The organism is Actinoallomurus sp. CA-150999 (assembly GCF_050942425.1).
In the GTDB taxonomy this organism is placed as follows: domain Bacteria; phylum Actinomycetota; class Actinomycetes; order Streptosporangiales; family Streptosporangiaceae; genus Actinoallomurus.
In genome coordinates, this window is record NZ_CP192063.1 from 2,988,186 (window position 1) to 3,011,878 (window position 23,693).

Sequence of the window (23,693 nt, forward strand, 5' to 3'; positions counted from 1 at the left end):
CACCGGATCGCCCGGCTCGGCGCGGGCTTCCTTGAACGCGTCGTACCGCGCGGCTGTGCTCGGATTGCCCGCACGCGGCGATCCGACGGCTTGGCGCCAGGCTTTACCGCCCCAGTTCGCCGAGAAGCGCCAGGGCCTGCTCGGCGAAAGCGGCGTGACCGGACTCGGCCGCGCGGCGAAGCGCGGCGCGGTCCTCCCGCATCTCACCCACCCGGAAAGCAGCCTCGCCGACCAGCTCAGGATCGTCCGTTCCGCTCAGGGTGAGGTCATACCAGCGGCCGGACTCTTCTTCATCTCCGAGCCAGTAGTAGAGCTCGCCCAGATGCGCCGCCGCCAGCGCGGCGTCCTCGTCATCGGACTCGATGACAGGCCCGTACCAGCGCAGCGCGTCGGGGACATCACGGGCGATTTTGGCCAGATAGCCAAGCGCCATCGCGGCTCGATGGACGATGGCCGGTCGGCCACTCGCCGCCGCGCGCAGCCACCATTCCCGGGCCGTTTCCCTATCGTCGACGCTCGCCGCACGACTCCCGAGGAACATCATCGCCTCGGCCGCACCCTTGTCGTCCTCTTCGGCGATCTTGAGAAGCAGGGGCCGCGCCCGATGTTCGCGTCCTGCTCGGTAGAGGAGGCGCGCGTGGGCGAAGGCCGCATACGAGTCGCCGGCGGCAGGCTCCGGGCCGGCCTTCTCAGCCGCCGCCTCCCGCGCCGCCTCCGCAGTCGCCGGGTCGCCGGTCTCGTCCAGGACCCGGGCCAGGGTGACGAGCGCCCGCGCGGCCGGTTCGGTCCCGTCGAGTTCGCCGACGCTCATCCAGTAGGCCGCGTGGACCCATGCCCCGGCCTCGTCCTCGGGTTCGCCGAAGATCGCGTAGTGATCACCGAGCTCGGCGTAGGCGGCCGCCGCCAGCTCCGGGAAGCGGGTACCGGCCGTCTCCGCGATGTCCCGCACACCCTCGGGGAGATCCATGGCCGCCGTCGTCCGCATCAGGCGCTCACCGATGGCGGCGGCGACGTCCTCCGGGTAGGCGTTTCCGCTTTCGAGCGCGTACTGCCACATCGTCGACCCGAATTCGGCCGCCACACGCAATCCCAGTAGGGCGGCCACTGTGTCGTCGTCGCCCGCGCGGGCGTGGACGAAGGCCAGGTCGGCGGCGATCAGAGCCATGCGAGTGTGGTCGAGGGCGCCGCCGGGCCCTGTCTCGTCCGCGGTCTCGAAGTCGCCGTCGAGAAGGGCCATGGCGAAGTCGATCACCTCGTCCCCGCCGTCGTACGCGCGTCTCAGCTCGCTCAGCGCCCCGAAGCGGTCGCCCTCGCTCATGAGCCGATGCGCGCGTTCGGAGGGGGACACCATGCTCGCGCGCTCGCGGGCCTCGCCAAGGAGCTCGGGCCTTCCGAACGCGTGGACGATCAGGAACGCGGCTCGCGCGTCCGCGTCCCGGCTGTCCCCGGAGAGCCGGACGCAGAGCTCCAAGGCCGCCCTCGACTCGTGGGCGTTCTGCTCGTCGAAGCCGAGGGCGTCCAGGTCGATGTCGAGATCGTCAAGGGCCAGGAGCGCCCGCACCGTGGCCTCGGGGTCGTCAACGGCGGTCGCGCGCCGGAACGCGTCAGCCGCCCCTTCCCGGTCGCCCCGGTCCTTGAGGATGAGGCCGCGGCGCACCAGCGCACCGCCCGTGACCGTCCAGCCCCACGAGAAAGATCCGGTGCCCATTCCCTGGCCCTCGCGGAGCGGTTCCAGCCAGCGCGGGTCGGTGACGACGACGTCGTAGTCGGCCTGGACGAGTTGGTCCTCGTGCTCCCATCGTTCATGCCACCGGTGGAGGCGCCGATCGAGTTCCGTGTAGTGGGTCTCGTACCAGCCCGCGAGCTCATCGCCGGCGGGGAGGTTCCGGGCACCGACCCTCTCCACGCTCTCGATGAAGCGGCCTGCGTTCGCCTCGACCCAGTCCGGGTCGAGGGCGTCTTCAAGAGGGATGAGGTCGTTGAGCGGGCCGTGCCGCCGCCCCGCCTCCCCGTCGGCGGCCTGCCACAGCACGCCGAAGAAGAATCCCCGCCCCTCGGGAAGGAGGTCCATGGGAGGCCGCGAAGGATCATAGTCGGCCGAGAATACGCGCAGGCGTACCCGCTGCTCGTCCAGTTCCAGCACGCGGACGCCGTGAGTGTAGGTGATCATTCGGCCTCGATCGTTGATCATGAGCAGGAGCGGCGGCCATGGACTATAGGCGGCGAATCGTCACGCTCTCGGGCCTTTTCGGGAATTCCGGCTCTGGGCCGCGGAAGGCGCTTCGACCCGGCCGCCGGATGGGTGCTCACCACCGGGCCGACCAGCCTCCTCAAACGCGATCGACCGCCGGATCGGACCGGGACCAACGATCCGGCGGTGACCGCTGCGGTCGTCGGATACGGTGGGCGGGAAGATCACCGGCGGCGGGAGGGCGACGTGCACGATCGCATCGCACGCCGTCTCCGGATTCTGGCCCTGCTGCTCGGAGTCATCGGGTTCGCCCTTCCCACCGGGGCCGGTACGGCGTCGGCGTACGCCGCGTCGGGCAGGTCACTGTCGGCGGTGTCGGCGTCGGCCTATGGCACGGCGGCGACCGTGTCGAGCGCCGTCGGCCTGGCCACGAAGCACAGCACGCTCCGTACCTGGGCCGCCGAGGGCGCCTCGGCGTCGTCCGCACCGCACGCCGCATCGGGCGCGCTTGCCGTCGTGCCCGGTCGTACGGCGACCGGCACGTCTTGGCGCCGGCTCGCGACGGTCGCCGACCTTTCGGCGGCACCCCGTCAGGCATCGGCGCTTACCCCGCGCGGCCGTGGGCCGCCTTCCATCACGGGCTCCTGACCATCACCCGCCACGCATGACGCGTCGCGGGACCCGCCACCAGCGCGCGCCCCTGACCTGAGGCGTCCAGCGGCCTCCGCGGCTACCGGCCCCGGATTCCCCGCTCCCGGCCCTTCGGCTCACCGGCCTACCGGCCTACCGGCCTACCGGCCTACCGGCCTACCGGCCTACCGGCCTACCGGCCTACCGGCCTACCGGCCTACCGGCCTACCGGCCTACCGGCCTACCGGCCTACCGGCCTACCGGCCTACCGGCCTACCGGCCTACCGGCCTACCGGCCTACCGGCCTACCGGCCTACCGGCCTACCGGCCACCGGCGGCCTCCGGCCTCAGCGGGGCTCCGGCCTCTGCGGCCTCATGGCCCGGCGGTCGCGCGTGACCTGTGTGGCGGGGTTCACCCGTAGGCCCGGATCTCGGGCCGGTCCGTATGGAGGCATCCCAATTTCTCGTGCCACGGCGGTGCGAGCGCTGCTGGCGTTCGCCGTGATCGCCGCTTCACTGTTCATCACCCTGACCACCTCTCCGCGCCTGGGCCTGGACCTGCGCGGGGGCACCCAGATCGTGCTGCAGACCCACGACTCCCCGTACGCGAAGGCCGATCGGGGGGCCACCGACCGCACCGTGGAGGTGTTGCGCAAGCGGATCGACGCCCTGGGCGTCGGGGAAACGGGGCTCACCCGCTCCGGCGACAACCGCGTCATCGTCGAACTCCCCGGAGTGCAGGACTCCCGGCAGGCTCTCGGGGTCATCCGCCGTACGGCGCAGTTGTCGTTCCATTCCGTGGCGGACACCGGCGGGCGCGCCATGCTCGACGAGAAGGGACAGCCGCTGAACGTCGGCCCGGCCGCGCTGGCCGGGAAGGACGTCGGGTCGGCGCAGGCGGGGTTCGACCCGCAGAACCTGCGCGGCTGGTTCGTCACGGTCGGCTTCCGGCATGACGCGGCGTGGCAGCGGCTGACCGGGAAGGCGGCCTGTGCGGCGCCGGGCGACCCGGTGCGCCGGATCGCCATCCTCCTCGACGACAAGGTGATCTCGTCGCCGCAGGTGGATCCGAGCGTACGGTGCGGCACCGGCATCCCCGGCGGATCCACCCAGATCACCGGGGAGTTCGGGGAGAAGGAGGCCAAGGACCTGGCCGCGCTGATCCAGGGCGGCGCCCTGCCGGTGCCGGTCGACGTCGTCGAGCAGCGTACGGTCGGTCCGACGCTCGGCGCCGAGGCGATCGACGCGAGCGCCCGGGCGGCGGTCATCGGGGTCGTCCTCACGGCGATCTTCGTGATCTGGGTCTATCGCCTGGTGGGCCTGGTCGCGGCGGTGGGCCTCGCCGCGTACGCGCTGATCTCCTATGCCGCGCTGAGCGCCATGGGCGCCACGCTCACGCTGCCGGGCCTGGCCGGGTTCGTGCTGGCCATCGGCATGGCGGTGGACGCGAACGTCCTGGTCTTCGAGCGGGCGCGCGAGGAACAGGCGGCGATGCCGCGCCGGGGTGTACGGGCGGCGCTGGTCCGGGGATTCCGGAACGCGTGGTCGGCGATCGCGGATTCGAACATGACCACTCTGCTCGCCGCGGGTCTGCTGTTCTTCCTGTCCTCGGGGCCGGTCCGCGGGTTCGGCATCACGCTGTCGATCGGCGTGCTCGCCTCGTTCGTGTCGGCGCTCCTGGTGACGCGGGTGCTCGCCGAGTGGGCGACCGGCCGGCGGGCGGTGATGGCGCGGCCGGCCGTGACGGGGCTGGCCACCACCGGGCGGGTCCGGCGCTGGATCGAGCGGCGTGATCTGGACCTGATGCGGAAGCGGCGTCTCTGGCTGTCCATCTCCGGCGTCGCCGTCGCGCTGGCGGTGACCGGGATCGTCGTCCGCGGCCTGAACCTGGGCGTGGAGTTCACCGGCGGACGCATCGTCGAGTACTCCACGAGCAGGTCCGTCGACGTGGACACCGCCCGCCGGGCCGTCTCCGGGGCGGGGTTCCCGCACGCCGTCGTCCAGGCGTCCGGCAAGAACGGCATCTCGGTCCGTACCGGCAACCTGACCGATGACCAGGAGCATCGGATCCAGGAGGCGGTCCAGCGCCATGGAGGCGCCGTCACCAAGCAGCGTGACGAGCGGGTCGGGCCGAGCCTCGGCAGTGAGTTGCGGAAGAAGGCGGTGATCGCGCTGGGCGCCGCGCTGGGCGGGCAGCTGATCTATCTGGCGGTGCGGTTCCGGTGGACGTTCGGCGCGGGGGCGGTGCTGGCGATGCTGCACGACGTCGTCATCGTGACGGGGCTGTTCGCCTGGTCGGGCCGGCCCGTCGACGGGGTCTTCCTCGCGGCGCTGCTGACGATCATCGGCTACTCCGTGAACGACTCCGTGGTGGTCTTCGACCGCATCCGGGAGTTGTGGCGGGCGGACCCGAAGGAGCCGCTCGCCCGGTCGGCGAACCGCGCGGCTCTGCAGACCGTGCCGCGTACGGTCAACACCGGCATGGGCGCGCTCTTCATCCTGGCGGCGCTGGCCCTGCTCGGTGGTGATTCGCTCACCGACTTCGCGGTGGCGTTGCTGGCGGGGATCCTCGTGGGCACCTGGTCGAGCGTCTTCACGGCGACCCCGACGGCGCTCGTGCTGGAGGGCCGCGCGCGGAGTTCGGCGGACCGGGCCTGATCAGAGGCACCGGGCGCGGCTCGGTCTCCGGATGAACCGGAGACCGAGCCGCCGGGGCCTGGCGGGGCCGGACCCCGACCGTAGGATTCGCGGCTCTATGCGGTCAATGCCCGCTTATGGCCGCAACTGAGCCCTTTCTCATTCTTTGCTTTACCTGTTATGTTCGAGAATTCTGGCCTGGACGGCCGAGCCCGGTCAGATCATCGGGACTTCGCGCTGCGCCTGCTCGGCGCGGATCACGTGCATCGCCGCGTTGATCAGGGCGAGGTGGGTGAACGCCTGCGGGAAGTTGCCCAGGTGGCGGCCGCTGTGCGCGTCGATCTCCTCGGCGTACAGCTGCAGCGGGCTGGCGTAGGACAGCAGCTTCTCGCACAGCGCTTTGGCACGGTCCACTTCGCCGATGAGCACGAGCGAGGAGACCAGCCAGAACGAGCAGATCGTGAAGGTGCCCTCCTCGGACTCGAACCCGTCGTCCGTGTCCGTGGTGCGGTAGCGGAGGACGAGGTCGTCCTGGGTGAGCTCGTCGGCGATCGCGAACACCGTCTCGCGGACCCGCTTGTCGTCCGGCGGCAGGAAGCCGAGCATCGGGATGAGCAGCACGGACGCGTCGAGTGCCTTCGTGCCGTAGTGCTGGACGAAGACGCCGCGCTCGTCGACGGCGTTCTCCAGGATGTCGGCGTGCATCTCGTCGGCGGCCTGCTGCCAGCGCTCCGCCCGCTCGGCGTCGCCGCGGACGTGGGCGAGCTGGGCGCCGCGGTGGGCGGCGAGCCAGCAGAAGAGCTTGGACGAGGTGAAGTGCTGCGGCTCGCCGCGCACCTCCCACATGCCGCGGTCGGGAAGGCGCCAGTGGGCCAGGGCGGCCTCGACCTGCTTGACGATTATCGTCCAGAGCCGGTCGTCCAGCCGGTCGCGCTTGCGGACGTACAGGTAGATGGAGCCGATGATCGCGCCCCAGACGTCATGCTGCTCCTGGACGTACGCGCCGTTGCCGATGCGCACGGGACGCGCCCCGTCGTAGCCGTGGAGGTGGTCGAGCGTGGACTCCTCCAGCTCGGCGCGGCCGTCGATGCCGTACATGATCTGCAGGTGCCCGTCGGCGGCCTCGGCCATGTCGGTGATGAAGTGGAAGAAGTCGTTGGCCTCCCAGTCGAACCCGAGCGTGTAGAAGGCCCACAGGGCCATCGTCGAGTCGCGGATCCAGGTGTAGCGGTAGTCCCAGTTGCGGTCGCCGCCCGGGGTCTCGGGCAGGGACGTGGTCGCCGCCGCCGCGACCGCTCCCGTCGGCGCGTACGTCAGGCCCTTGAGCGTGAGCGCGCTGCGCTGCAGGTGCGCCCGCCAGGGGTGGTCGGGGAAGCGCCCGCGGTCCAGCCAGTGCTGCCAGTGGTGGACGGTCCAGGTCAGCCGCTCGTGGGCCTCCTCGTACGACTGTGGCGGCTGGTGTTCGCTCCACGACAGCGCGACGAATCGGGTCTCGCCCTCCTTGAGGAGGGTACGGGCGGTCGCGAGGGAGCCCTCGAACCCGATGTTCAGGTCGCTGGTGAGGCGCAACTCCAGGCCGTTGCCCCGCGCCACCGCCTCGTGGTAGCCCGCGCCCGTGTGCTCCCACCGGGCGGCGTCCTTGCCGTAGTCGAAGATCGGCATGCAGTCGAGGCGCACCTGCGACTGGCCGTTCACGCAGCGGACCATCCGCAGCAGCACGTGGTCGGCGTCGTAGTCGGTCGGGGCGCGGCGATGGGTGTGCGACCGCTGGTCCTCGTGGTGCCACGGCCCCATCAGGAAACCGTCGAGGACGACGAGCCAGCCGCCGGGGGTCCACCAGGTGGTCTCCAGCACCATCGTGCCGGGGATGTAGCGGCGGGCTGCGGGCACCTCGACGCCGGCGGGCCCGACCCGGAAGTAGCCCGCGTCGCGATCGAGTAGCGAGCCGAACACGCTGGGGGAGTCCATGCGCGGCAGGCACATCCACTCGATGTTGCCGCTCGGGGCCACCAGTGCGGTGGTCTCCGTGTCGGACAAGAACCCGTATTCGGCTATGGGGGCGAACGCCTCACCCGCCCCAGGATTGGTCACCGGCCTCATCGGCACATCATCCCCCAGCCGCGAGGCGGTACGCACATCTTGGCGGCCGAGGTGCCGGTCCCCCGAGGGCTAATGGGCGGAATGGGGGGAATGTCGGTATTGGAATAGACCACTATAGGGGTGCTGACCTGGGCAAACACCGACGGACGCTGACAGTGACGATCGTCTCACCGAGAGCTGGGTAGCATCGCCGCATTCAGCGTGGACCGGAGGAGAAAAGAGCGTCCCATGCCGAAGTACGTGTTCGACTTCACCGACGGCAACAAGGACCTGAAGGATCTGCTGGGGGGCAAGGGCGCGAACCTGGCCGAGATGACCAATCTCGGCCTTCCCGTCCCGCCGGGATTCACGATCACCACTGAGGCGTGCCGGCACTACCTCGAGTACGGAGCCGTTCCGGACGGGCTCGACGACGAGATCGGCCGCTACCTCACGGCGCTCGAACAGAAGATGGGCAAGCGCCTCGGCCAGGCCGACGATCCGCTGCTAGTGAGCGTACGGTCCGGCGCGAAGTTCTCCATGCCGGGGATGATGGAGACCGTCCTCAACGTCGGTCTCAACGACGAGTCCGTGCACGGCCTGGCCGTGCGGGCCGGTGACGAGCGCTTCGCCTGGGACTCCTACCGGCGGCTCATCCAGATGTTCGGCAAGACGGTGCTCGGCATCGACGGCGAGCACTTCGAGGAGGCGCTCGAGGACGCCAAGCGCGCCAAGGGCATCGACGACGACCTCGACCTGGACGCCGCCGACTTCAAGGGCCTCGTGCAGACGTTCAAGGGCATCGTCCGCGAGCAGGCCGGTCGCGACTTCCCGACCGACCCGCGCGAGCAGATGGACCTGGCGGTCAAGGCGGTGTTCGAGTCCTGGAACGCCCCCCGCGCCATCCTCTACCGCCGCCAGGAGCGCATCCCCGCCGACCTGGGCACCGCGGTCAACATCGTCGCCATGGTCTTCGGCAACCTGGGCATGGACTCCGGCACCGGCGTCGCCTTCACCCGCGACCCGGCCAGCGGCCACCAGGGCATCTACGGCGACTACCTCCAGAACGCCCAGGGCGAGGACGTCGTCGCCGGCATCCGCAACACCGTGCCGCTGGCGGACCTGGAACGCGTCGACAAGCGCTCCTACGACGAGCTCCTGCAGATCATGGAGACGCTGGAGAACCACTACCGCGACCTGTGCGACATCGAGTTCACGATCGAGCGCGGCAAGCTGTGGATGCTGCAGACCCGCGTCGGCAAGCGCACCGCCGCGGCGGCGTTCCGCATCGCGTGCCAGCTCGTCGAGCAGGGCCTCATCGACGAGGACGAGGCGGTCAGCCGGGTCACCGGCGAACAGCTCGTCCAGCTGATGTTCCCCCGGTTCGCCGACGACGCGAAGTCCGAGAAGATCGCCCAGGGCATGAACGCCTCGCCCGGCGCGGCGGTCGGCAAGGCCGTCTTCTCCTCCGCCCGCGCCGTCGAACTCGCCGAGCGGGGCGAGGACGTCATCCTCATCCGCCGCGAGACCAACCCCGACGACCTCGACGGCATGATCGCCGCCCGCGGCATCCTGACCTCCCGGGGCGGGAAGACCTCGCACGCCGCCGTCGTCGCCCGGGGCATGGGCAAGACCTGCGTCTGCGGCGCGGAAGAGCTCGAGGTCGACGTACGCGCCGGGAAGGTGATCGCGCCCGGCGGTGTGACGATCACCGAGGGCGACGTCCTCTCGATCGACGGGTCGTCCGGCGCGGTCTACCTCGGCGAGGTCCCCGTCGTCGACTCCCCGGTCGTGCAGTACTTCGAGGGGACGCTGTCCCTGGAGGACGGCGACGAACTGGTCGCGGCCGTCCACCGGATCATGACTCACGCCGACGCGCGCCGCCGCCTCGACGTACGCGCCAACGCCGACACCGAGGCCGACGCCGCGCGGGCCCGCAGGTTCGGCGCGAAGGGCATCGGCCTCTGCCGTACCGAGCACATGTTCCTCGGGGACCGGCGGCGGCTCGTCGAGGACCTCATCCTCGCCGAGAGCGACGAGGACCAGCAGGCCGCCCTCGACGCGCTCAAGCCGCTGCAGAAGCAGGACTTCGCCGAGATCTTCGAGGCCATGGACGGGCAGCCGGTCACGATCCGGCTGATCGACCCGCCGCTGCACGAGTTCCTGCCCGACCTGACCGAGCTGTCGGTCAAGGTGGCCACCGGCGAGGCGTCGGACGACGAGAGCCGGCTCCTCGACGCCGTACGCCGGCTCCACGAGGAGAACCCGATGCTCGGCCTGCGCGGCGTACGGCTCGGCGTCGTCATTCCCGGGCTGTTCGCCATGCAGGTCAGCGCGATCGCCGAGGCGGCCGCGGAGCAGAAGGCAGCCGGCCGCGACCCGCACCCCGAGATCATGATCCCACTGGTCGTCGCCGTCCAGGAGCTCGAGCTCATCCGCGACCAGGCCGAGGAGGTGCTGCGGGAGGTCGGTCTCGAGGCGCCGATCGGCACCATGATCGAGCTGCCGCGCGCCGCGCTCACGGCCGGGCAGATCGCCGAGGCGGCGGACTTCTTCTCCTTCGGCACCAACGACCTCACCCAGACGACGTGGGGATTCTCACGCGACGACGTCGAGGCGGCGTTCTTCAGCCGCTACCTGGAACTCGGCATCTTCGGCGTCTCCCCGTTCGAGACCCTCGACGTCGACGGCGTCGGGCGCCTCGTCCGCGTCGCCGCGGAGAAGGGCCGCAAGACCCGCCCGGACCTCAAGCTGGGCATCTGCGGCGAGCACGGCGGCGACCCGGACTCGGTGCACTTCTTCCACCAGGTCGGCCTGGACTACGTGTCCTGCTCGCCCTTCCGCGTCCCGGTGGCACGGCTCGAGGCCGGCCGGGCCGCTATAGAGTCGGCGGGAAGTGACAGCCGCTAGAACCAGAACCACCGACCCGGTCCAGGCGTCTAATGGGTCGTGCGAGACGGAGGAACGATCACCGAGCGGTCTGACGGCGTCGAGCCCACGGTCGAGGTCGGCCGGGACGCGTCCAACGTCCCGGCCGAGCCCGCGCGCACCCGCAGCGACCTGCCGCAGTGGCGGCCGGACCCCACGCGTCAGGACCTGCCCGGCCTCCCGGGCGACGACGCGCCCGAGGACCCTCGGGAGAACGAGACGAGCGTCCTCGAGCGCCCTTCGCCCGGTGGTCGTACGACCGACGATGAGGCGTACGAGACGAGCGTCCTCGGACGGCCCTCGGCCGACGACGAGGCGTACGACGGGCGTCCCTCCGCCGGGCGCGCGGCCGATGACGAGCCGTACGGGGACGTCCTCGAACGTCCCCTGGGCCGGCGCGCGGGAGACGGCGGGGGAGAGCCGCCGCGCCGCCGCTCGGGCTGGCGGTGGGTGCGCCGGGTCATCTACCTGCTCCTCGCCCTGGTCATCGGGACGCCGCTGTTCGCCGGGTTCCGCGTCTGGTGGGTGGCACGGCAGGACGACCACCGGCACTCCGACGCGATCATCGTGCTGGGCGCGGCGCAGTACAACGGCGTGCCCTCGTCCGTCCTCGAATGGCGGCTGCTGCACGCCCTGAAGCTGTACCGCGACAGCGTCGCGCCGCACATCGTGACCGTCGGCGGCAACCGGCCCGGCGACAACTACACCGAGGCCGGCACCGGCAAGGAGTGGCTCATCAAGCACGGCGTGCCGAGCGGCCGGATCGTGGCCGTGCGCAGCGGCAGCGACACCCTGCAGAGCATGATCGACGTGGGGAAGGCGTACAAGCAGCACGGCTGGCACACCGCCGTCATCGTCACCGACCCCTGGCACGCGCTCCGCAGCCGGACGATGGCCGACGACAACGGCATCAAGGCGGTGACCTCGCCGACCCGCAGCGGGCCGACCGTCGGCACTCGCGACACCCAGTTCCACTACATCGTCCGCGAGACCGGCGGCTACCTGTACTACGTCTTCATCGGCCGCTACCGCGGCGACTCCTGATTGACCTCAAGTCCGCTCGAGGTCCTAGCGTCGGGCGCATGGTCTACACCGACAGGGAACGCGCATATCTGGCCGGGCAGAGCCTCGGCCGCCTGGCGACCGTCGCCCCCGACGGCGCCGTCCAGGTACGGCCGGTCGGCTTCCGGCTGAACGACGACGGCACGATCGACATCGGCGGGCCGAACCTGAGCGCCAGTAAGAAGTACCGCAACGTTCTGAGCAACCCCGTCGTCGCGTTCGTGGTCGACGACATGACGCCCGACGAGCCGGGCGAGGTCAAGCCCGGCTGGGGGCGGGGCGTCGAGATCCGGGGCCGTGCCGAGACGCTCGCCGTCGAGGAGCCTCCCCTGGCGCCCGGCTTCTTCAGCAACGAGGTGATCCGCATCCACCCGCGACGGGTCAACAGCTGGCACATCGACCCCGACAATCCGGACCTGCTCGCCCGGAACATCGGCTGATCGACCGAGGAGTCCGCATTTCGGACCGCTCGATCGGGCTTTCCGGACAGGCCATCGTCGGCCTGGTCTAGCCACTGACGAGCGGTCCGCCGGAACCGTTCCATAACTAACAAGAAACTTTCTTAAGAGTATTGACGGCCGTCGTTCACATCGGGTCCACTCAGAGCGACTGCCGCTTCACGTAAGGCGCAGGCGTATGCCTCCGGGGGCTCGCCCGACGACAGCGACAGGGTTCCTACTGCCGGACGCGACCCCCGCCCGCGCCTGTGCGCGGGTGCCTCGCAAGGAGGACCCGTGCGTGCTCGCCCACGTGCCCTGACCATCCTCGCCGCCTGTCTCCTCGTCCTCAGCGCCCTCACCGGCCGACCCGCCCAGGCCGCCGGCCCGCTCACCGCGACGTTCGCCAAGACGTCGGACTGGGGGAGCGGCTACCAGGGTCAGTTCACGATCAAGAACGACGGTTCGTCGGCGATCAACGGGTGGTCGGTGGCGTTCGATCTGCCGTCGGGCTCGTCGGTCGGTACGTACTGGGACGCACTGCTGACCCAGTCGGGCTCGCACTACACGTTCACGAACCGGGACTACAACGCCTCCGTCGCGGCAGGGGCGTCGACGACGTTCGGGTTCGTGGTGTCCGGCAGCGGCACGCCGACCGGCTGCACGCTCAACGGCGCCGCCTGTGACGGCGGCGGCGGTGGCTCGGACACGCAGCCGCCGAGCACGCCCACCGGGCTGACGGTGACCGGCCACACCTCGTCCAGCGTGTCGCTGTCCTGGACGGCCTCCACGGACAACGTCGGCGTGACCGGCTACGAGGTCTACCAGGGCTCCTCCCTGGCCACGACGGTGTCCGGAACCAGTGCCACGGTGACCGGGTTGAGCGCCTCGACCTCCTACTCCTTCAAGGTGCGGGCCAAGGACGCCGCGGGCAACGCGTCGGCCTTCAGCGCCTCGGTCAGCACCACCACCGACACCGGCGGCGGAACCACGCCGTCCGGCGGGCTGCGGGCGGCCCCGTACTTCATGCCGCTCGACAACGACCCGCAGCCGATCTCCGCCATCGTCTCCGGCAGCGGCGTGAACTCGCTCGTCCTCGCCTTCGTGCTCGCCCCGAACGGCGGCGGCTGCACCCCGACCTGGGACGGCGACGCGACGCTGACGGTGTCCTCGGACACGGCCGTGAAGGCACAGGTGGACGCCGTACGCGCGGCGGGCGGCGACGTCGCGGTCTCCTTCGGCGGCTACAACGGCCTCGAACTCGGCGCGGCCTGCTCCGACGCCTCGTCCCTGGCCCAGGCGTACCAGCAGGTGATCGACAAGTACGCGCTCACCCACGTCGACTTCGACATCGAGGGCGACGACCTGGGCGACGCGTCGGGGGAGACCCGGCGCTTCCAGGCCATCAAGATCCTCAAGCAGAACGCCGCGGCGGCCGGGCGGAAGCTGGAGGTCTCCCTGACGATGCCGGTCACGACCGTCGGCCTCAGCGACCTCGACAAGGCCGAGATCCAGCGGGCCAAGGACAACGGCGCCGACATCGACCTGTACGCCGTGATGGCCTTCGACTACGGAGGCCCGGCCGCGTCCATGGCGGCCGACGTCGAGAAGGTCATGGAGTCCGCCCACGCCCAGCTGGCGACGCTCCGCCCTGACCTCGGCGACGCCGCCGTCTACGCCCGGACGGGCCTGATCCTGATGAACGGCCACACCGACCAGCCCAGCGAGCTGTTCACGCAGGACACCTTCCGCACGCTGCTCGGCTACGCGCAGCAGCACCATCTCGGCCGGCTGTCGTTCTGGTCGCTGAACCGCGACCGCCAGTGCACCGGCACCACCGGCTGGGTCGACGGCAAGTGCAGCGGCGTCACCCAGCAGCCGTACGACTTCGCCAAGATCATCGGCCAGTTCGCCGGTTGAGCGCCGGCTCCCGGCCGTCGTCCCCCCGCCGGCGCGGCCGGGAGCCGGACCATCCCACGAGAGAGGTTCCCCGCCTTGAAGAGATCTCAGATCGCGTCCCTGATCTTCGGGATGCTGCTCCTGCCCCTGGCCGCCCTGCTGACCGCCGTGCCGGCGTACGCGGCGGCGAACACGGCGACGTTCGCCAAGACGTCGGACTGGGGGAGCGGTTATCAAGCGCAGTTCACGATCACGAACAATGGTTCGTCCGCGATCAACGGCTGGACGGTGGCGTTCGACCTGCCCTCGGGGTCGTCGGTCGGTACGTACTGGGACGCGCTGCTGACGCAGTCGGGGTCGCATTACACGTTCACGAACCGGGACTACAACGCCTCGGTCGCGGCGGGTGCGTCGACGACGTTCGGGTTCGTGGTCTCGGGCAGTGGCACGCCGACCGGCTGCACGTTCAACGGCGCCGCCTGTGACGGCGGTGGTGGAGGCGGTGGTACCGATACACAGCCGCCGAGCACGCCGACCGGGCTGACGGTGACGGGCCACACCTCGTCGAGCGTGTCGCTGTCGTGGACCGCGTCGACGGACAACGTCGGCGTGACCGGCTACGAGGTCTATCAGGGCTCCTCCCTGGCCACGACGGTCTCGGGGACGGGCGCGACGGTCTCCGGTCTGGCCGCCTCGACCTCGTACTCCTTCAAGGTGCGGGCCAAGGACGCCGCGGGCAACGCGTCGGCGTTCAGCGCCTCGGTCAGCACCACCACCGACAGCAGCAGCGGTGGGGGCGGTGGCGGCGCGGGCACGTTCTCGCCGTACGTCGACATCACGATGGCGACCCCGACGCTGAAGGACGTGGCGTCGGCGACCGGCCAGAAGCACTTCACCCTGGCCTTCGCGCTCGCGGACAGCACCGGCTGCAACCCGTCCTGGGGCGGCACGGTCGCGCTCAACGACTCCCGCGTCATCGGGGAGGTCAACGACCTCAAGAGCGTCGGCGGCGACGTCACCGTGGCCACCGGCGGCGCCACGGGGCCGTATCTGGAGAACACCTGCGGCAGCTCCTCCGCTCTGCTCGCGGCGTACAAGAAGGCCCTCGACGCCGTCGGCAGCAACCACATCGACGTGGACGTCGAGGCGTCCATCCCGGTCGCGCAGGTCAACACCGCGCTCAAGCAGCTGCAGAGCGAACGCGGGACCACCGTGACGTACACGCTGCGGGTGCAGGCCCAGGACTACGGCGTCGACCCGTTCTCGGTGCAGATCCTGCAGGACGCCGCCTCTCGCGGCCTGGGCGTCACCGTCAACCCGATGCTGATGGACTTCGGCTACTCCGGGTCGTGGGGCGACGCCCTGATCGCGGCCGCGAACGCGACGCTCGGCCAGATGAAGCAGATCTGGACCGGCAAGAGCGACGCCGACCTCAAGAAGATGCTCGGCCTCACCCCGATGATCGGTAAGAACGACACCGGCCCGACCACCACCCAGGCGATCGCCCGCCAGCTGCTGAGCTACGCCCAGAGCAACCACGTCGGGTACATCGGCTTCTGGTCCGTCGGCCGCGACAACGGCGGCTGCCCGAACGGCTCCGTCTCGCCGACCTGCAGCGGCATCAGCCAGAGCACGTACGAGTTCACCAACATCTTCAAGGGGTTCACGGGCTGACGCGGAGGCCATCGAGGAGGGAGAGCCCCCCGGCCGTTCCCGCCCCTCCGCCTCGGGCGGGAACGGCCGTCGGGTGCCGCACGCGGTGTCGTCGCGGCGGATCTGAGGCCCGGCCCGGCCGGCCCGCGGTCAGCGGGCGAAGCGGCCGATGAAGATGGCCAGCCGTTTGTCGTGGTCCTCGCGGCGGAGGCGGCCGCTGCGCATGAGGGTCATGAGCCCGTGCAGGCCGCTCCAGAACGTCTCGGTGAGTGTCTTGAGGTCGTCGTCGCCGGCGAAGGGGCGGATGGCCTCGCGCAGCTCGCCGAAGGCGTCCTTGAGGGCCTGCGGCGCCTCCGGGGTGGCGAACGGCAGGTCCACGGCGAGCGTGAACACCGCGTCGTACAGCGCGGGGCGCCGCTCGGCGAACGCCGCGTATGTCGCTCCGACGGCGGCGAGGGCCTGCTGCGGGCCGGACGCCGCCGTGCGGGCCGCGCGCAGCTCGGCGGCCATGTCGGCGCAGCCCTCGACGGCGACGGCGGCCATGATCGCCTCCTTGCCCTTGAAGTGGCTGTAGAGGACCGGCTGGCTGTACTCGATCTCGGCGGCGAGCCGGCGCGTGGTCACCGCGTCCCAGCCTTCGGATTCGGCCAGCTCCCGGGCCGCCGTGACGATCAACCGTTCCCGCTCCGCACGCTCGCGCTCCCGGCGCGTCTGGATCGACATGGCATGAATTCTAGCACCGCTAGCCAGACTGTCATCGCTCTGCTAGTGTCGATCTCGTTCCTAGCGCTGCTAGAAAAACGGAGATCGCCATGCTCACCCCCATCGCGTACGGACTCGCCATCGTTCTCGTCGCCCTCGTTACCTTCATCGGCCTGCGGTTCCTGGTGGTCCCGCAGGCCGCTGCCGCCGGCTACGGCGTGGCGGCCAAGGAGGACGGCGACCCCGCGTACCTGACGATCAAGGGCGTGCGCGACTTCACCTTCGGCGTCGTCGGCGCGGCCCTGCTCGCCTTCTCGAACGCGCACGCCGTCGGCTGGTACATGCTCGCGGTGGCGATCGCTCCCCTGGGTGACACCCTGATCGTCCTGCGCCACGGCGGCGCCAAGGCCGTGGCGTTCGGCATCCACTTCGCCACCGCCGTGGCCGTGCTCATCAGCGCCGCCCTGATGTTCGCCATCTGAGACCTTCGAAACCCCGATAAGGAGTCAGTGCCATGTCCCTGATCACACCCGAGTTCAACGAGGCCGTCGTCGTCCGCTCCGCCGAGGCCGAGGTGATCGGCCAGGCCCCCACCACCATCCGGCTGCTGGCCGACAGCGGCTCCACCGGCGGCGCGCTGTCGACCCAGCGGGTCACCCTGGCGAACGGCGCGGACGGCGCCAAGCCGCACCGGCACGGAAGGTCCGCCGAGCTGTTCTACATGCTCGACGGCATGGCCCAGCTCCTGTCCGGCGACCAGGTCGTCACCGCCGAGCGCGGGGACCTGGTGGTCGTGCCGCCCGACGCCCCGCACGCCTTCGCCGCCGCGCCGGGGGAGGACGCCGACATCCTCATCGTCATCACGCCCGGCGTCGAGCGGTTCGAGTACTTCCGCCACCTGGAGCGCATCGCCTACGGGAAGGTGCCGCCCGAGAGCCTCCTGGACGTCCAGGAGCTCTACGACACCTACTTCCTCTCCAGCCCGGTGTGGAACGACGTCCGGTCATGACCGCCAGGAACCCCGCCGCCGAACACCCGTCAGGCGCCAACGCCGGCGGGTGGCGGTGCCATCCCGCCGGAGATCGGCGCCGGGGCGGACGCGGGGGTGATGCCGATGCGCATCAGGCCGTCGTACAGGGCGTTCACCTGACGGGGGTCGTCGACCGCGCGCCGTACGAGATCGGTCAGGTCGACCTCGGCGCCGCTGCCGTCGACCAGGCGGGCGACGTCGGACCAGGAGAAGGTGTAGCGGGCGCGGCCCGCCTGGATGAGCAGGCCCTCGAAGGCGCGGGCGAGGACGCGGGCCACGAGGGCGGGAGTGTCGGCGCCCTGCCAGCCCGCCATCCGCAGGCGGGTGCCGAGGTCGCCGGCGCCGCCGCCCGCGAGGATCCGCAGCACCGTGTCGACGGTCGGCTGCGGGGTGTTCGCCGCCTGAGCCGCCGCGGTGAAGACGTCCTTCATCGCCTCGGCGTTCGCGCCGGTGAACAGGCCCCGCTCGACGATCTGCGGCCACTCCAGGACGGGCAGGCGCTGCGCCTCCTCGGTGAGCATCGACGCCTGCGTGGCGAGCGCGGCGCGCTGCGGGTCGGCCAGCAGCGCCAGCGCCGGGCGCGGGTCGGGGCGGACGTTGGGCTCCGGCAGCGCCGCGATCGCGGCGAGGCGCTCGGCCAGGCTCGGGTGCGAGTCGTACGGCGAGCGCTCCTCGGGGGAGTTCACGACCTTGGCGAGCTCCTCCTGGCGGCTCGGTTCCCGCAGCAGCGTGTAGAACCCGGCGAACAGGTCGGCGGGGCGCGCCTTGGCCGGCACGATCAGCGAGCAGTACGAGGCGAGGTAGAAGTCCCAGGCCGCGGCGCTCGCGCGGACCTTCCGGAGCGCGTCGCCCATCGGCCGCCGCCCGCCGATCGCGACGGCCGAGGCGTCGGCCTCCAGCTCCTGCCGCCGGGACACCGCCTGCGACACGCGCAGGTAGAGCTTGGCGTACAGCAGGAAGACCGTCCGGATGATCGCGTGGTCGCGCAGGCGCTCGATCGTGCGGATCAGCGCGGTACGGCCCCGGTAGGTGATGCCGCCGAGGCGGGTGTGCGATCCGCTGTAGTGCCCGAGCTCGTGGCAGAGTACGGCGCGCATCTCGTCGGCGGTGAGGCTCAGCATCAGCGGGATGCCGATGAACATGTACCGCCGGCCCGGGATCAGGCCGAGTAGCCGGGTGTCCTCGCTCACCGCGGCGTTCACCTCGGGGACCAGGCGGATCTCGTCGGGCACCCGCGTGCTCACCTGGTGGGCGAGCTCGGCGACCGTCCGCCACAGCTCGGGCTCGTCCCGCTGCGACACGGCGACGCCGGGTAGCTCCTCGGCCTTGCGGCGGCCCACGACGAAGACGCCGCGCAGCATCGCCAGGACCCCCAGCGTGGCCAGCGCCGCGACCTTGAAGCCGCCCGCGTGGCCGTACTTCACCGCATAGAAGTCGAACACGACCGTCCCGGCCGTGAAGGCGGCCACGAGTACGTAGAAGCCCGCGAGCAGGACGACGGCGACCGCGGCGCGGAACGTGGTGAGCATGGGCGCCCTCAAGACGTGCGAACGGGGACGAAAAGGACCCTAGCCTAGGGATCTTGGAATCTGGCCCCCGCGTTTCACCGGTCGGCTCAGTGATGCCAGGGGAGCAGGACCGGTTCGGGCGCGAGCCGGCCGGCCACGAGGTCCCGCAGCAGGGGCGCGAGGCCGTGGGGATAGACGTCCTCCGTGGTGGCGGCCAGCTCGTCCACGGTCCACCACCGGTGCCCGATGACCTGCTTGATCTCGTGCGGCTCCAGGCCGCTGGTGTCGACGTCGTGCGCGGTGACCCGGTGGAAGAAGAAGTCGTCGCGGAAGGTGCCCTTCGCCCAGCTGAACTCGGCGTACCCGGACGTCGTCGCGATCGGCCTCCCGAGGTCCTCCGGCGCGACGACGAGGCCGATCTCCTCCCGCAGCTCCCGAGCCGCCGCCTCGTGGAGCGCCTCACCCGCGTCGACGCCTCCGCCGGGGGTGAGCCAGTAGCGGCCACGGCGGGGCTTCCGGTGATCGTGGTAGAGGTTGAGCAGAAGGACGCGGTCGGCGTCGTCGAGCAGGATCACGCGCGCGCTGCGGCGCCGGTACGACTCATCGGGCATGGCCGCAGACTAAGGCTCATCCGGTGCATCTTCGTCCGGCTGCGCGGCGCCCAGAGCTCGCCTCGGGGTATCCGGTAGATCTTCGTCCGGCGGTGCGGCTCCTAGAGCATGCCTCGGGGTATTCGGTGGATCTCCGTTCGGCTGCGCGTCACGGACAAGATCCGCCATATCCCCCCTGGACGGATACGCTCGGATTCGGATGAGCGGTTACAGCGAGCACGACCGGACGCGCTGGGCGCCTGAGCCGCCGAAGCGGCGCGGCCGCACGCCGTTCGAGCGCGACCGCGCCCGCGTGCTGCACAGCGCCGCGCTGCGCCGGCTCGCCGCCAAGACCCAGGTCGTCGAGCCCGCGGCCGGCGATCAGCGCGGGCAGCACAGCCCGCGCACCCGGCTCACCCACTCCCTCGAGTGCGCGCAGATCGGCCGGGAGCTCGGCAAGGCCGTCGGCTGCGACCCCGACCTGGTGGAGGTCGCCTGCCTGTCGCACGACCTCGGCCACCCGCCCTTCGGCCACAACGGCGAGGCCGTGCTCGACGAAGTGGCCGCCGCGTGCGGCGGGTTCGAGGGCAACGCGCAGAGCCTGCGCCTCCTGACCCGCCTGGAGGCCAAGTCGTTCGCGACGGACGGGCGCAGCGTCGGCCTCAACCTCACCCGCGCCGCCCTCGACGCCGCGATGAAGTACCCCTGGCCGAGGCGCGGCCCGGACGGGTCGTCCGGCACCGAGCGGGCGAACGGCGCCAAGTTCGGGGTGTACGACGACGACCGCGCGGTCTTCGCGTGGATCCGGCAGGGCTCGCCGGACGGCCGGGCGTGCTTCGAGGCGCAGGTCATGGACTGGTCCGACGACGTCGCCTACTCCGTGCACGACCTGGAGGACGGGCTGCACGCCGGGCACATCCACCTCGACCGGCTGGCCGACCCCGCCGAACGCCGCGCCGTCTGCGAGCTGACCGCCCGGTCCTACTGCGACGCCGAGGTCCCCGAGCTGGAGGAGCGGTTCGCGGCGCTGCTCGCCGAGCCGTACTGGCCGAGCGTCTACGACGGCAGCCTGCACGCCGCCGCCGCGCTGAAGAACCTCACGAGCGAGCTGATCGGCAGGTTCTGCCGGGCCGCCGAACAGGCCACTCAGGAGGCGTACGGCACGGGTCCGCTGACCCGTTATGCGGGCGACCTGGTCGTGCCGCGCGAGCAGCGGCTGGAGTGCGCGGTGCTGAAGGGCGTCGCGGCGCAGTACGTGATGGGCCGCGCGGACCACGGAGCCCGGCAGGCCCGGCAGCGCGAGCTCGTGGCCGAATTGGCCGACGCGGTCGGGCGGAAGGCCCCGGTGGTGCTCGACCCGGTCTTCCGCGGCTTTTACGCCGAGGCCGCCGACGACGGCGCACGGCTGCGCGTCGTCGTCGACCAGGTCGCCTCCCTCACCGACACCTCGGCACTGGCCTGGCACCGCGAACTCCTCGGCTGACGGCACCGAGATCCTCTTAGCCGTGGTTTCGCCGGGTGAGCGTCCCGGGACCGACCGTGGCGGAGGATACTGGCTGACGCTGAGCCGAACATGCGAGTACGGAGGTGCACATGCCCGTCCCGGAGACGTACGTCATCGTCGGAGCGAGCTTGGCCGGAGCCAAGGCCGCGCAGACGCTGCGGGAGGAAGGCTTCACCGGGCGCGTGGTCTTCATCGGTGAGGAGACGCTGCGGCCGTACGAGCGGCCGCCGCTGACCAAGGAGTTCCTGACGGGCAGGGACCCCCTGGACAAGGCGTACGTCCACGAGGAGGCCTGGTACGCCGACAACGACGTCGAGCTGCGCCTCGGCGTCCGGGTGACCGGCATCGACCGCGCCGCACGTCAGGTGCGGCTCGCCGACGGGGAGAGCGTCGGCTACACCAAGCTCCTTCTCACCACCGGCGCGTCCGTCCGGCGGCCGGCCGTCTCCGGCGCCGACCTCGACAACGTCCACTACGTGCGGACCGCGCCCGACTCCGAGCGGCTGCGCGCGGCGCTGGAGTCCGGGGACCGGCGCGTCGCGGTGGTCGGCGCCGGCTGGATCGGGCTGGAGGCCGCCGCGGCGGCTCGTGGGTACGGCAACGAGGTCCGGGTGATCGCGCCGAGCACGCCGCTGCGCCGCTCCCTGGGCACCGAGCTCGGAGAGGTCTTCGCGGCCCTGCACCGCCGGCACGGCGTGGAGTTCGTCCAGGGCGGCGTCGAGAAGATCACGGACTCGTCCGTGGTCACCACGGCGGGCGCGGAGGTGGAGGCCGACGTCGTGATCGTCGGCATCGGCGCCGTGCCGAACACGGCCCTGGCGGAGGAGGCGGGCCTGGAGGTCGAGGACGGCATCGTCGTCGACGCCTCGCTGCGCACCTCCGACCCCGACATCTACGCCGCCGGCGACGTCGCCAACGCCTACCACCCCCTGCTGGGCCGGCGGATCCGCGTCGAGCACTGGGCGAACGCCCTCAACGGCGGCCCGGCGGCGGCACGCTCGATGCTGGGGCAGCCGGTCGCGTACGACCGCGTCCCGTACTTCTACACCGACCAGTACGAGCTCGGCATGGAGGCGTCCGGCGCCTGGGTCGGCGGCTACGACCAGGTCGTCCACCGCGGGAGCGACCCGGCCGCGTACGTCTCCGGCGACACCGACGACCTGGAGTTCGTCGCGTTCTGGCTGTCGGGCGGCAGGGTCGTGGGCGGCATGAACGTCAACATCTGGGACGTCACCGGGGACATCCAGGCGCTGATCCGGTCGGGTAAGCCGGTGGACGCCGCGCGGCTGGCCGACCCGGGTGTGCCCCTCGGCGACCTCCTCTGATCGGAGGGAGCGCGCCGCAGCGAGCGGAGCGACCTTCGGCGCGCCTCCGGCACGACTAAGGTCGCTCGCCGAGCGGGTGAGGGGGCGAGCGACCCGCGGGCAGGGTCGGGGTACCGTCGCGGTGTGACCGAGGAGGAGTGGGCGGAGCATCGGCCGGCGGTGTTCGGGGTGGCGTACCGGCTGCTCGGGACCGTGACCGACGCGGAGGATGTCGTCCAGGACGTGTGGTTGCGTGCCACGGCCGCCGACATGTCCGAGGTGGCGGACCGGCGGGCATGGCTGGTCACGGTCGCGGCCCGCAGGTCGTACGACATCCTCCGGTCCGCGCGCGTGCGCCGGGAGACGTATGTCGGCCCGTGGCTGCCCGAGCCGCTGCTGACCGGGCCGGACGCCGCCGAGCCGGTGCTCGTCGACGAGTCGGTGAGCACCGCGATGCTCCTCGTCATGGAGGAGCTCACGCCGCCGGAGCGGGTCGCGTTCGTGCTCCACGACGTCTTCGAGGTGCCCTTCGACGAGGTCGCCGCCGTGCTCGGGAACACCCCGGCGGCGAGCCGGCAGCTCGCCTCCCGGGCCCGCCGCCGTGTGGCCGCCGCGAAGGAGCAGCCGCGGGCCGGCCGCCCCGAGCGCGAGCGCGTGCTCACCGTGTTCCGCGCCGCCTACGAGGCGGGCGACCTCGAGCAGCTCATCAAGCTCCTGCACCCGGACGCGGTCTACGTCACCGACGGCGGCGGCAAGGTCTCGGCGGCGCGCAAGCTCATCCTCGGCGGCGAGCGGATCGCGGAGGTGCTGGACCGCGTCCGCCGGCGCTGGACCCCGACCGGCGTCGTCGTGCCCTGTGAGGTCGGCGGCGAGCCGGCGATCGCGGTCTACCGCGACGGGCGCCTCTGGCTCATCGACACCTACGACATCGCGGCCGACGGCCGGATCCTGGCGGTCCGGCGAATGCTCAATCCGGACAAGCTCGCGCACGTCGACCTGGCCCACTGAATCTTTTCCGCCGGATCCCGTCACACCGGCGGGGGCCGTCTCGTCTCCCTGGCGACGACACGGATATCCGAGAGAAAGGCCGACGACGATGTCACGGTTGAACGTCGCCGAACTGGCGCCCCAGGTGTACAAGACCTTCCTTCTGGCGGAGCAGGCGATCCGCAAAGGCCCGCTGGACGCCACGATCCGCGAGCTCGTCAAGATCCGCGCCTCGCAGATGAACAAGTGCCTCTTCTGCATCGACATGCACACCCACGAGGCCCTCGAACTCGGCGAGAACCTGAACCGGATCATCCAGCTTCCCGCCTGGCGGGAGTCGCAGCTGTACACCGGGGCGGAGCAGGCCGCGCTGGCCTACGCCGAGGCCGCCACGAAGGGACCCGAGGAGGTCACCGACGAGATCTGGACCGCGGTGACCGACGCGTTCAAGGAGGACGAGGCCGCGTTCCTCGTGGCCCAGGTCGCGCAGATCAACATGTGGAACCGCATCGCCGGGACCATGCACACCGAGCCCCCGAACCGCGACTGACC

General features: G+C 71.2%; 18 protein-coding genes. 13 read left to right on the top strand and 5 right to left on the bottom strand.

Going from position 1 to position 23,693, the window contains the following annotated elements:
- Positions 1–103: 103 nt before the first annotated feature.
- Positions 104–2,170: a hypothetical protein gene (locus tag ACQP2O_RS14260; RefSeq protein ID WP_433184098.1), complete on the bottom strand. Its 2,067-nt coding sequence runs from the start codon at positions 2,168–2,170 to the stop codon at positions 104–106.
- 207 nt (positions 2,171–2,377) lie between these two features.
- Between ACQP2O_RS14260 and ACQP2O_RS14265 the strand changes: the two genes are divergently transcribed.
- Positions 2,378–2,839: a hypothetical protein gene (locus ACQP2O_RS14265; protein WP_433184101.1), complete on the top strand. Its 462-nt coding sequence runs from the start codon at positions 2,378–2,380 to the stop codon at positions 2,837–2,839.
- Positions 2,840–3,298: 459 nt separating this feature from the next.
- Complete coding sequence (secF, locus tag ACQP2O_RS14270) at positions 3,299–5,479, top strand: protein translocase subunit SecF (RefSeq protein WP_433184104.1); 2,181 nt, start codon at positions 3,299–3,301, stop codon at positions 5,477–5,479.
- 195 nt (positions 5,480–5,674) lie between these two features.
- Here the strand turns inward: secF and ACQP2O_RS14275 are convergent, their stop codons facing one another.
- A complete protein-coding gene (locus tag ACQP2O_RS14275; protein ID WP_433184107.1) occupies positions 5,675–7,558 on the bottom strand; it encodes a glycoside hydrolase family 15 protein in 1,884 nt (627 codons plus the stop codon).
- Positions 7,559–7,786: 228 nt separating this feature from the next.
- Between ACQP2O_RS14275 and ppdK the strand changes: the two genes are divergently transcribed.
- From ppdK to ACQP2O_RS14300, 5 genes are all read left to right on the top strand, one after another.
- Entirely contained in the window at positions 7,787–10,447 is a 2,661-nt protein-coding gene (gene ppdK, locus ACQP2O_RS14280; RefSeq protein WP_433184110.1) for a pyruvate, phosphate dikinase, read from the top strand.
- A gap of 39 nt (positions 10,448–10,486) precedes the next feature.
- Positions 10,487–11,509: an ElyC/SanA/YdcF family protein gene (locus tag ACQP2O_RS14285; protein WP_433184113.1), complete on the top strand. Its 1,023-nt coding sequence runs from the start codon at positions 10,487–10,489 to the stop codon at positions 11,507–11,509.
- Positions 11,510–11,547: 38 nt separating this feature from the next.
- Positions 11,548–11,967 (top strand): PPOX class F420-dependent oxidoreductase, encoded by a 420-nt coding sequence (locus ACQP2O_RS14290; RefSeq protein ID WP_433184116.1) that lies wholly within the window; start codon positions 11,548–11,550, stop codon positions 11,965–11,967.
- 294 nt (positions 11,968–12,261) lie between these two features.
- On the top strand, positions 12,262–13,884 hold the full coding sequence (locus ACQP2O_RS14295) for a cellulose binding domain-containing protein (protein ID WP_433184119.1): 1,623 nt from the start codon (positions 12,262–12,264) through the stop codon (positions 13,882–13,884).
- Positions 13,885–13,959: 75 nt separating this feature from the next.
- A complete protein-coding gene (locus tag ACQP2O_RS14300) occupies positions 13,960–15,537 on the top strand; it encodes a cellulose binding domain-containing protein (protein WP_433184122.1) in 1,578 nt (525 codons plus the stop codon).
- Positions 15,538–15,666: 129 nt separating this feature from the next.
- Here ACQP2O_RS14300 and ACQP2O_RS14305 read toward each other — a convergent pair whose 3' ends face one another.
- Complete coding sequence (locus tag ACQP2O_RS14305; RefSeq protein ID WP_433184125.1) at positions 15,667–16,239, bottom strand: TetR/AcrR family transcriptional regulator; 573 nt, start codon at positions 16,237–16,239, stop codon at positions 15,667–15,669.
- A gap of 89 nt (positions 16,240–16,328) precedes the next feature.
- On the opposite strand from ACQP2O_RS14305, the gene ACQP2O_RS14310 reads away from it, so the two are divergent.
- Both ACQP2O_RS14310 and ACQP2O_RS14315 read left to right on the top strand, forming a co-directional pair.
- Entirely contained in the window at positions 16,329–16,700 is a 372-nt protein-coding gene (locus tag ACQP2O_RS14310) for a DUF4267 domain-containing protein (protein WP_433184127.1), read from the top strand.
- Positions 16,701–16,732: 32 nt separating this feature from the next.
- Positions 16,733–17,227 carry a cupin domain-containing protein gene (locus tag ACQP2O_RS14315; RefSeq protein ID WP_433184130.1) on the top strand — a complete coding sequence of 165 codons (495 nt, stop codon included), beginning with the start codon at positions 16,733–16,735 and terminating at the stop codon, positions 17,225–17,227.
- 29 nt (positions 17,228–17,256) lie between these two features.
- On the opposite strand, the gene ACQP2O_RS14320 is transcribed toward ACQP2O_RS14315, so the two are convergent.
- Complete coding sequence (locus tag ACQP2O_RS14320; protein WP_433184133.1) at positions 17,257–18,777, bottom strand: M48 family metalloprotease; 1,521 nt, start codon at positions 18,775–18,777, stop codon at positions 17,257–17,259.
- An 86-nt stretch (positions 18,778–18,863) separates the two neighbouring features.
- Positions 18,864–19,367, bottom strand: coding sequence for an NUDIX hydrolase (locus ACQP2O_RS14325; protein ID WP_433184136.1), 504 nt, complete (start codon positions 19,365–19,367; stop codon positions 18,864–18,866).
- 199 nt (positions 19,368–19,566) lie between these two features.
- On the opposite strand from ACQP2O_RS14325, the gene ACQP2O_RS14330 reads away from it, so the two are divergent.
- The 4 genes from ACQP2O_RS14330 to ACQP2O_RS14345 all read left to right on the top strand — a co-directional run bounded on the left by ACQP2O_RS14330 (position 19,567) and on the right by ACQP2O_RS14345 (position 23,691).
- A complete protein-coding gene (locus tag ACQP2O_RS14330) occupies positions 19,567–20,829 on the top strand; it encodes a deoxyguanosinetriphosphate triphosphohydrolase (protein ID WP_433184139.1) in 1,263 nt (420 codons plus the stop codon).
- A 110-nt stretch (positions 20,830–20,939) separates the two neighbouring features.
- Positions 20,940–22,175 (top strand): NAD(P)/FAD-dependent oxidoreductase, encoded by a 1,236-nt coding sequence (locus tag ACQP2O_RS14335; protein ID WP_433184142.1) that lies wholly within the window; start codon positions 20,940–20,942, stop codon positions 22,173–22,175.
- Between the two features lie 123 nt (positions 22,176–22,298).
- Positions 22,299–23,162: an RNA polymerase sigma factor SigJ gene (sigJ, locus tag ACQP2O_RS14340; RefSeq protein WP_433184145.1), complete on the top strand. Its 864-nt coding sequence runs from the start codon at positions 22,299–22,301 to the stop codon at positions 23,160–23,162.
- 88 nt (positions 23,163–23,250) lie between these two features.
- Positions 23,251–23,691, top strand: a complete 441-nt coding sequence (locus ACQP2O_RS14345) for a carboxymuconolactone decarboxylase family protein (RefSeq protein WP_433184148.1) — start codon at positions 23,251–23,253, stop codon at positions 23,689–23,691.
- The last annotated feature ends 2 nt before the right edge of the window (positions 23,692–23,693 follow it).

Excerpts from the sequence above, each read along its gene's own strand:
- ACQP2O_RS14290 (WP_433184116.1), top strand. The coding sequence starts at position 11,548 with ATGGTCTACACCGACAGGGAACGCGCATATCTGGCCGGGCAGAGCCTC.
- ACQP2O_RS14320 (WP_433184133.1), bottom strand. The coding sequence starts at position 18,777 with ATGCTCACCACGTTCCGCGCCGCGGTCGCCGTCGTCCTGCTCGCGGGC.
- ACQP2O_RS14315 (WP_433184130.1), top strand. The coding sequence starts at position 16,733 with ATGTCCCTGATCACACCCGAGTTCAACGAGGCCGTCGTCGTCCGCTCC.
- ACQP2O_RS14325 (WP_433184136.1), bottom strand. The coding sequence starts at position 19,367 with ATGCCCGATGAGTCGTACCGGCGCCGCAGCGCGCGCGTGATCCTGCTC.
- ACQP2O_RS14345 (WP_433184148.1), top strand. The coding sequence starts at position 23,251 with ATGTCACGGTTGAACGTCGCCGAACTGGCGCCCCAGGTGTACAAGACC.
- ACQP2O_RS14275 (WP_433184107.1), bottom strand. The coding sequence starts at position 7,558 with ATGAGGCCGGTGACCAATCCTGGGGCGGGTGAGGCGTTCGCCCCCATA.
- ACQP2O_RS14305 (WP_433184125.1), bottom strand. The coding sequence starts at position 16,239 with ATGTCGATCCAGACGCGCCGGGAGCGCGAGCGTGCGGAGCGGGAACGG.
- ACQP2O_RS14260 (WP_433184098.1), bottom strand. The coding sequence starts at position 2,170 with ATGATCACCTACACTCACGGCGTCCGCGTGCTGGAACTGGACGAGCAG.
- ACQP2O_RS14335 (WP_433184142.1), top strand. The coding sequence starts at position 20,940 with ATGCCCGTCCCGGAGACGTACGTCATCGTCGGAGCGAGCTTGGCCGGA.
- ppdK (WP_433184110.1), top strand. The coding sequence starts at position 7,787 with ATGCCGAAGTACGTGTTCGACTTCACCGACGGCAACAAGGACCTGAAG.
- ACQP2O_RS14330 (WP_433184139.1), top strand. The coding sequence starts at position 19,567 with ATGAGCGGTTACAGCGAGCACGACCGGACGCGCTGGGCGCCTGAGCCG.
- ACQP2O_RS14310 (WP_433184127.1), top strand. The coding sequence starts at position 16,329 with ATGCTCACCCCCATCGCGTACGGACTCGCCATCGTTCTCGTCGCCCTC.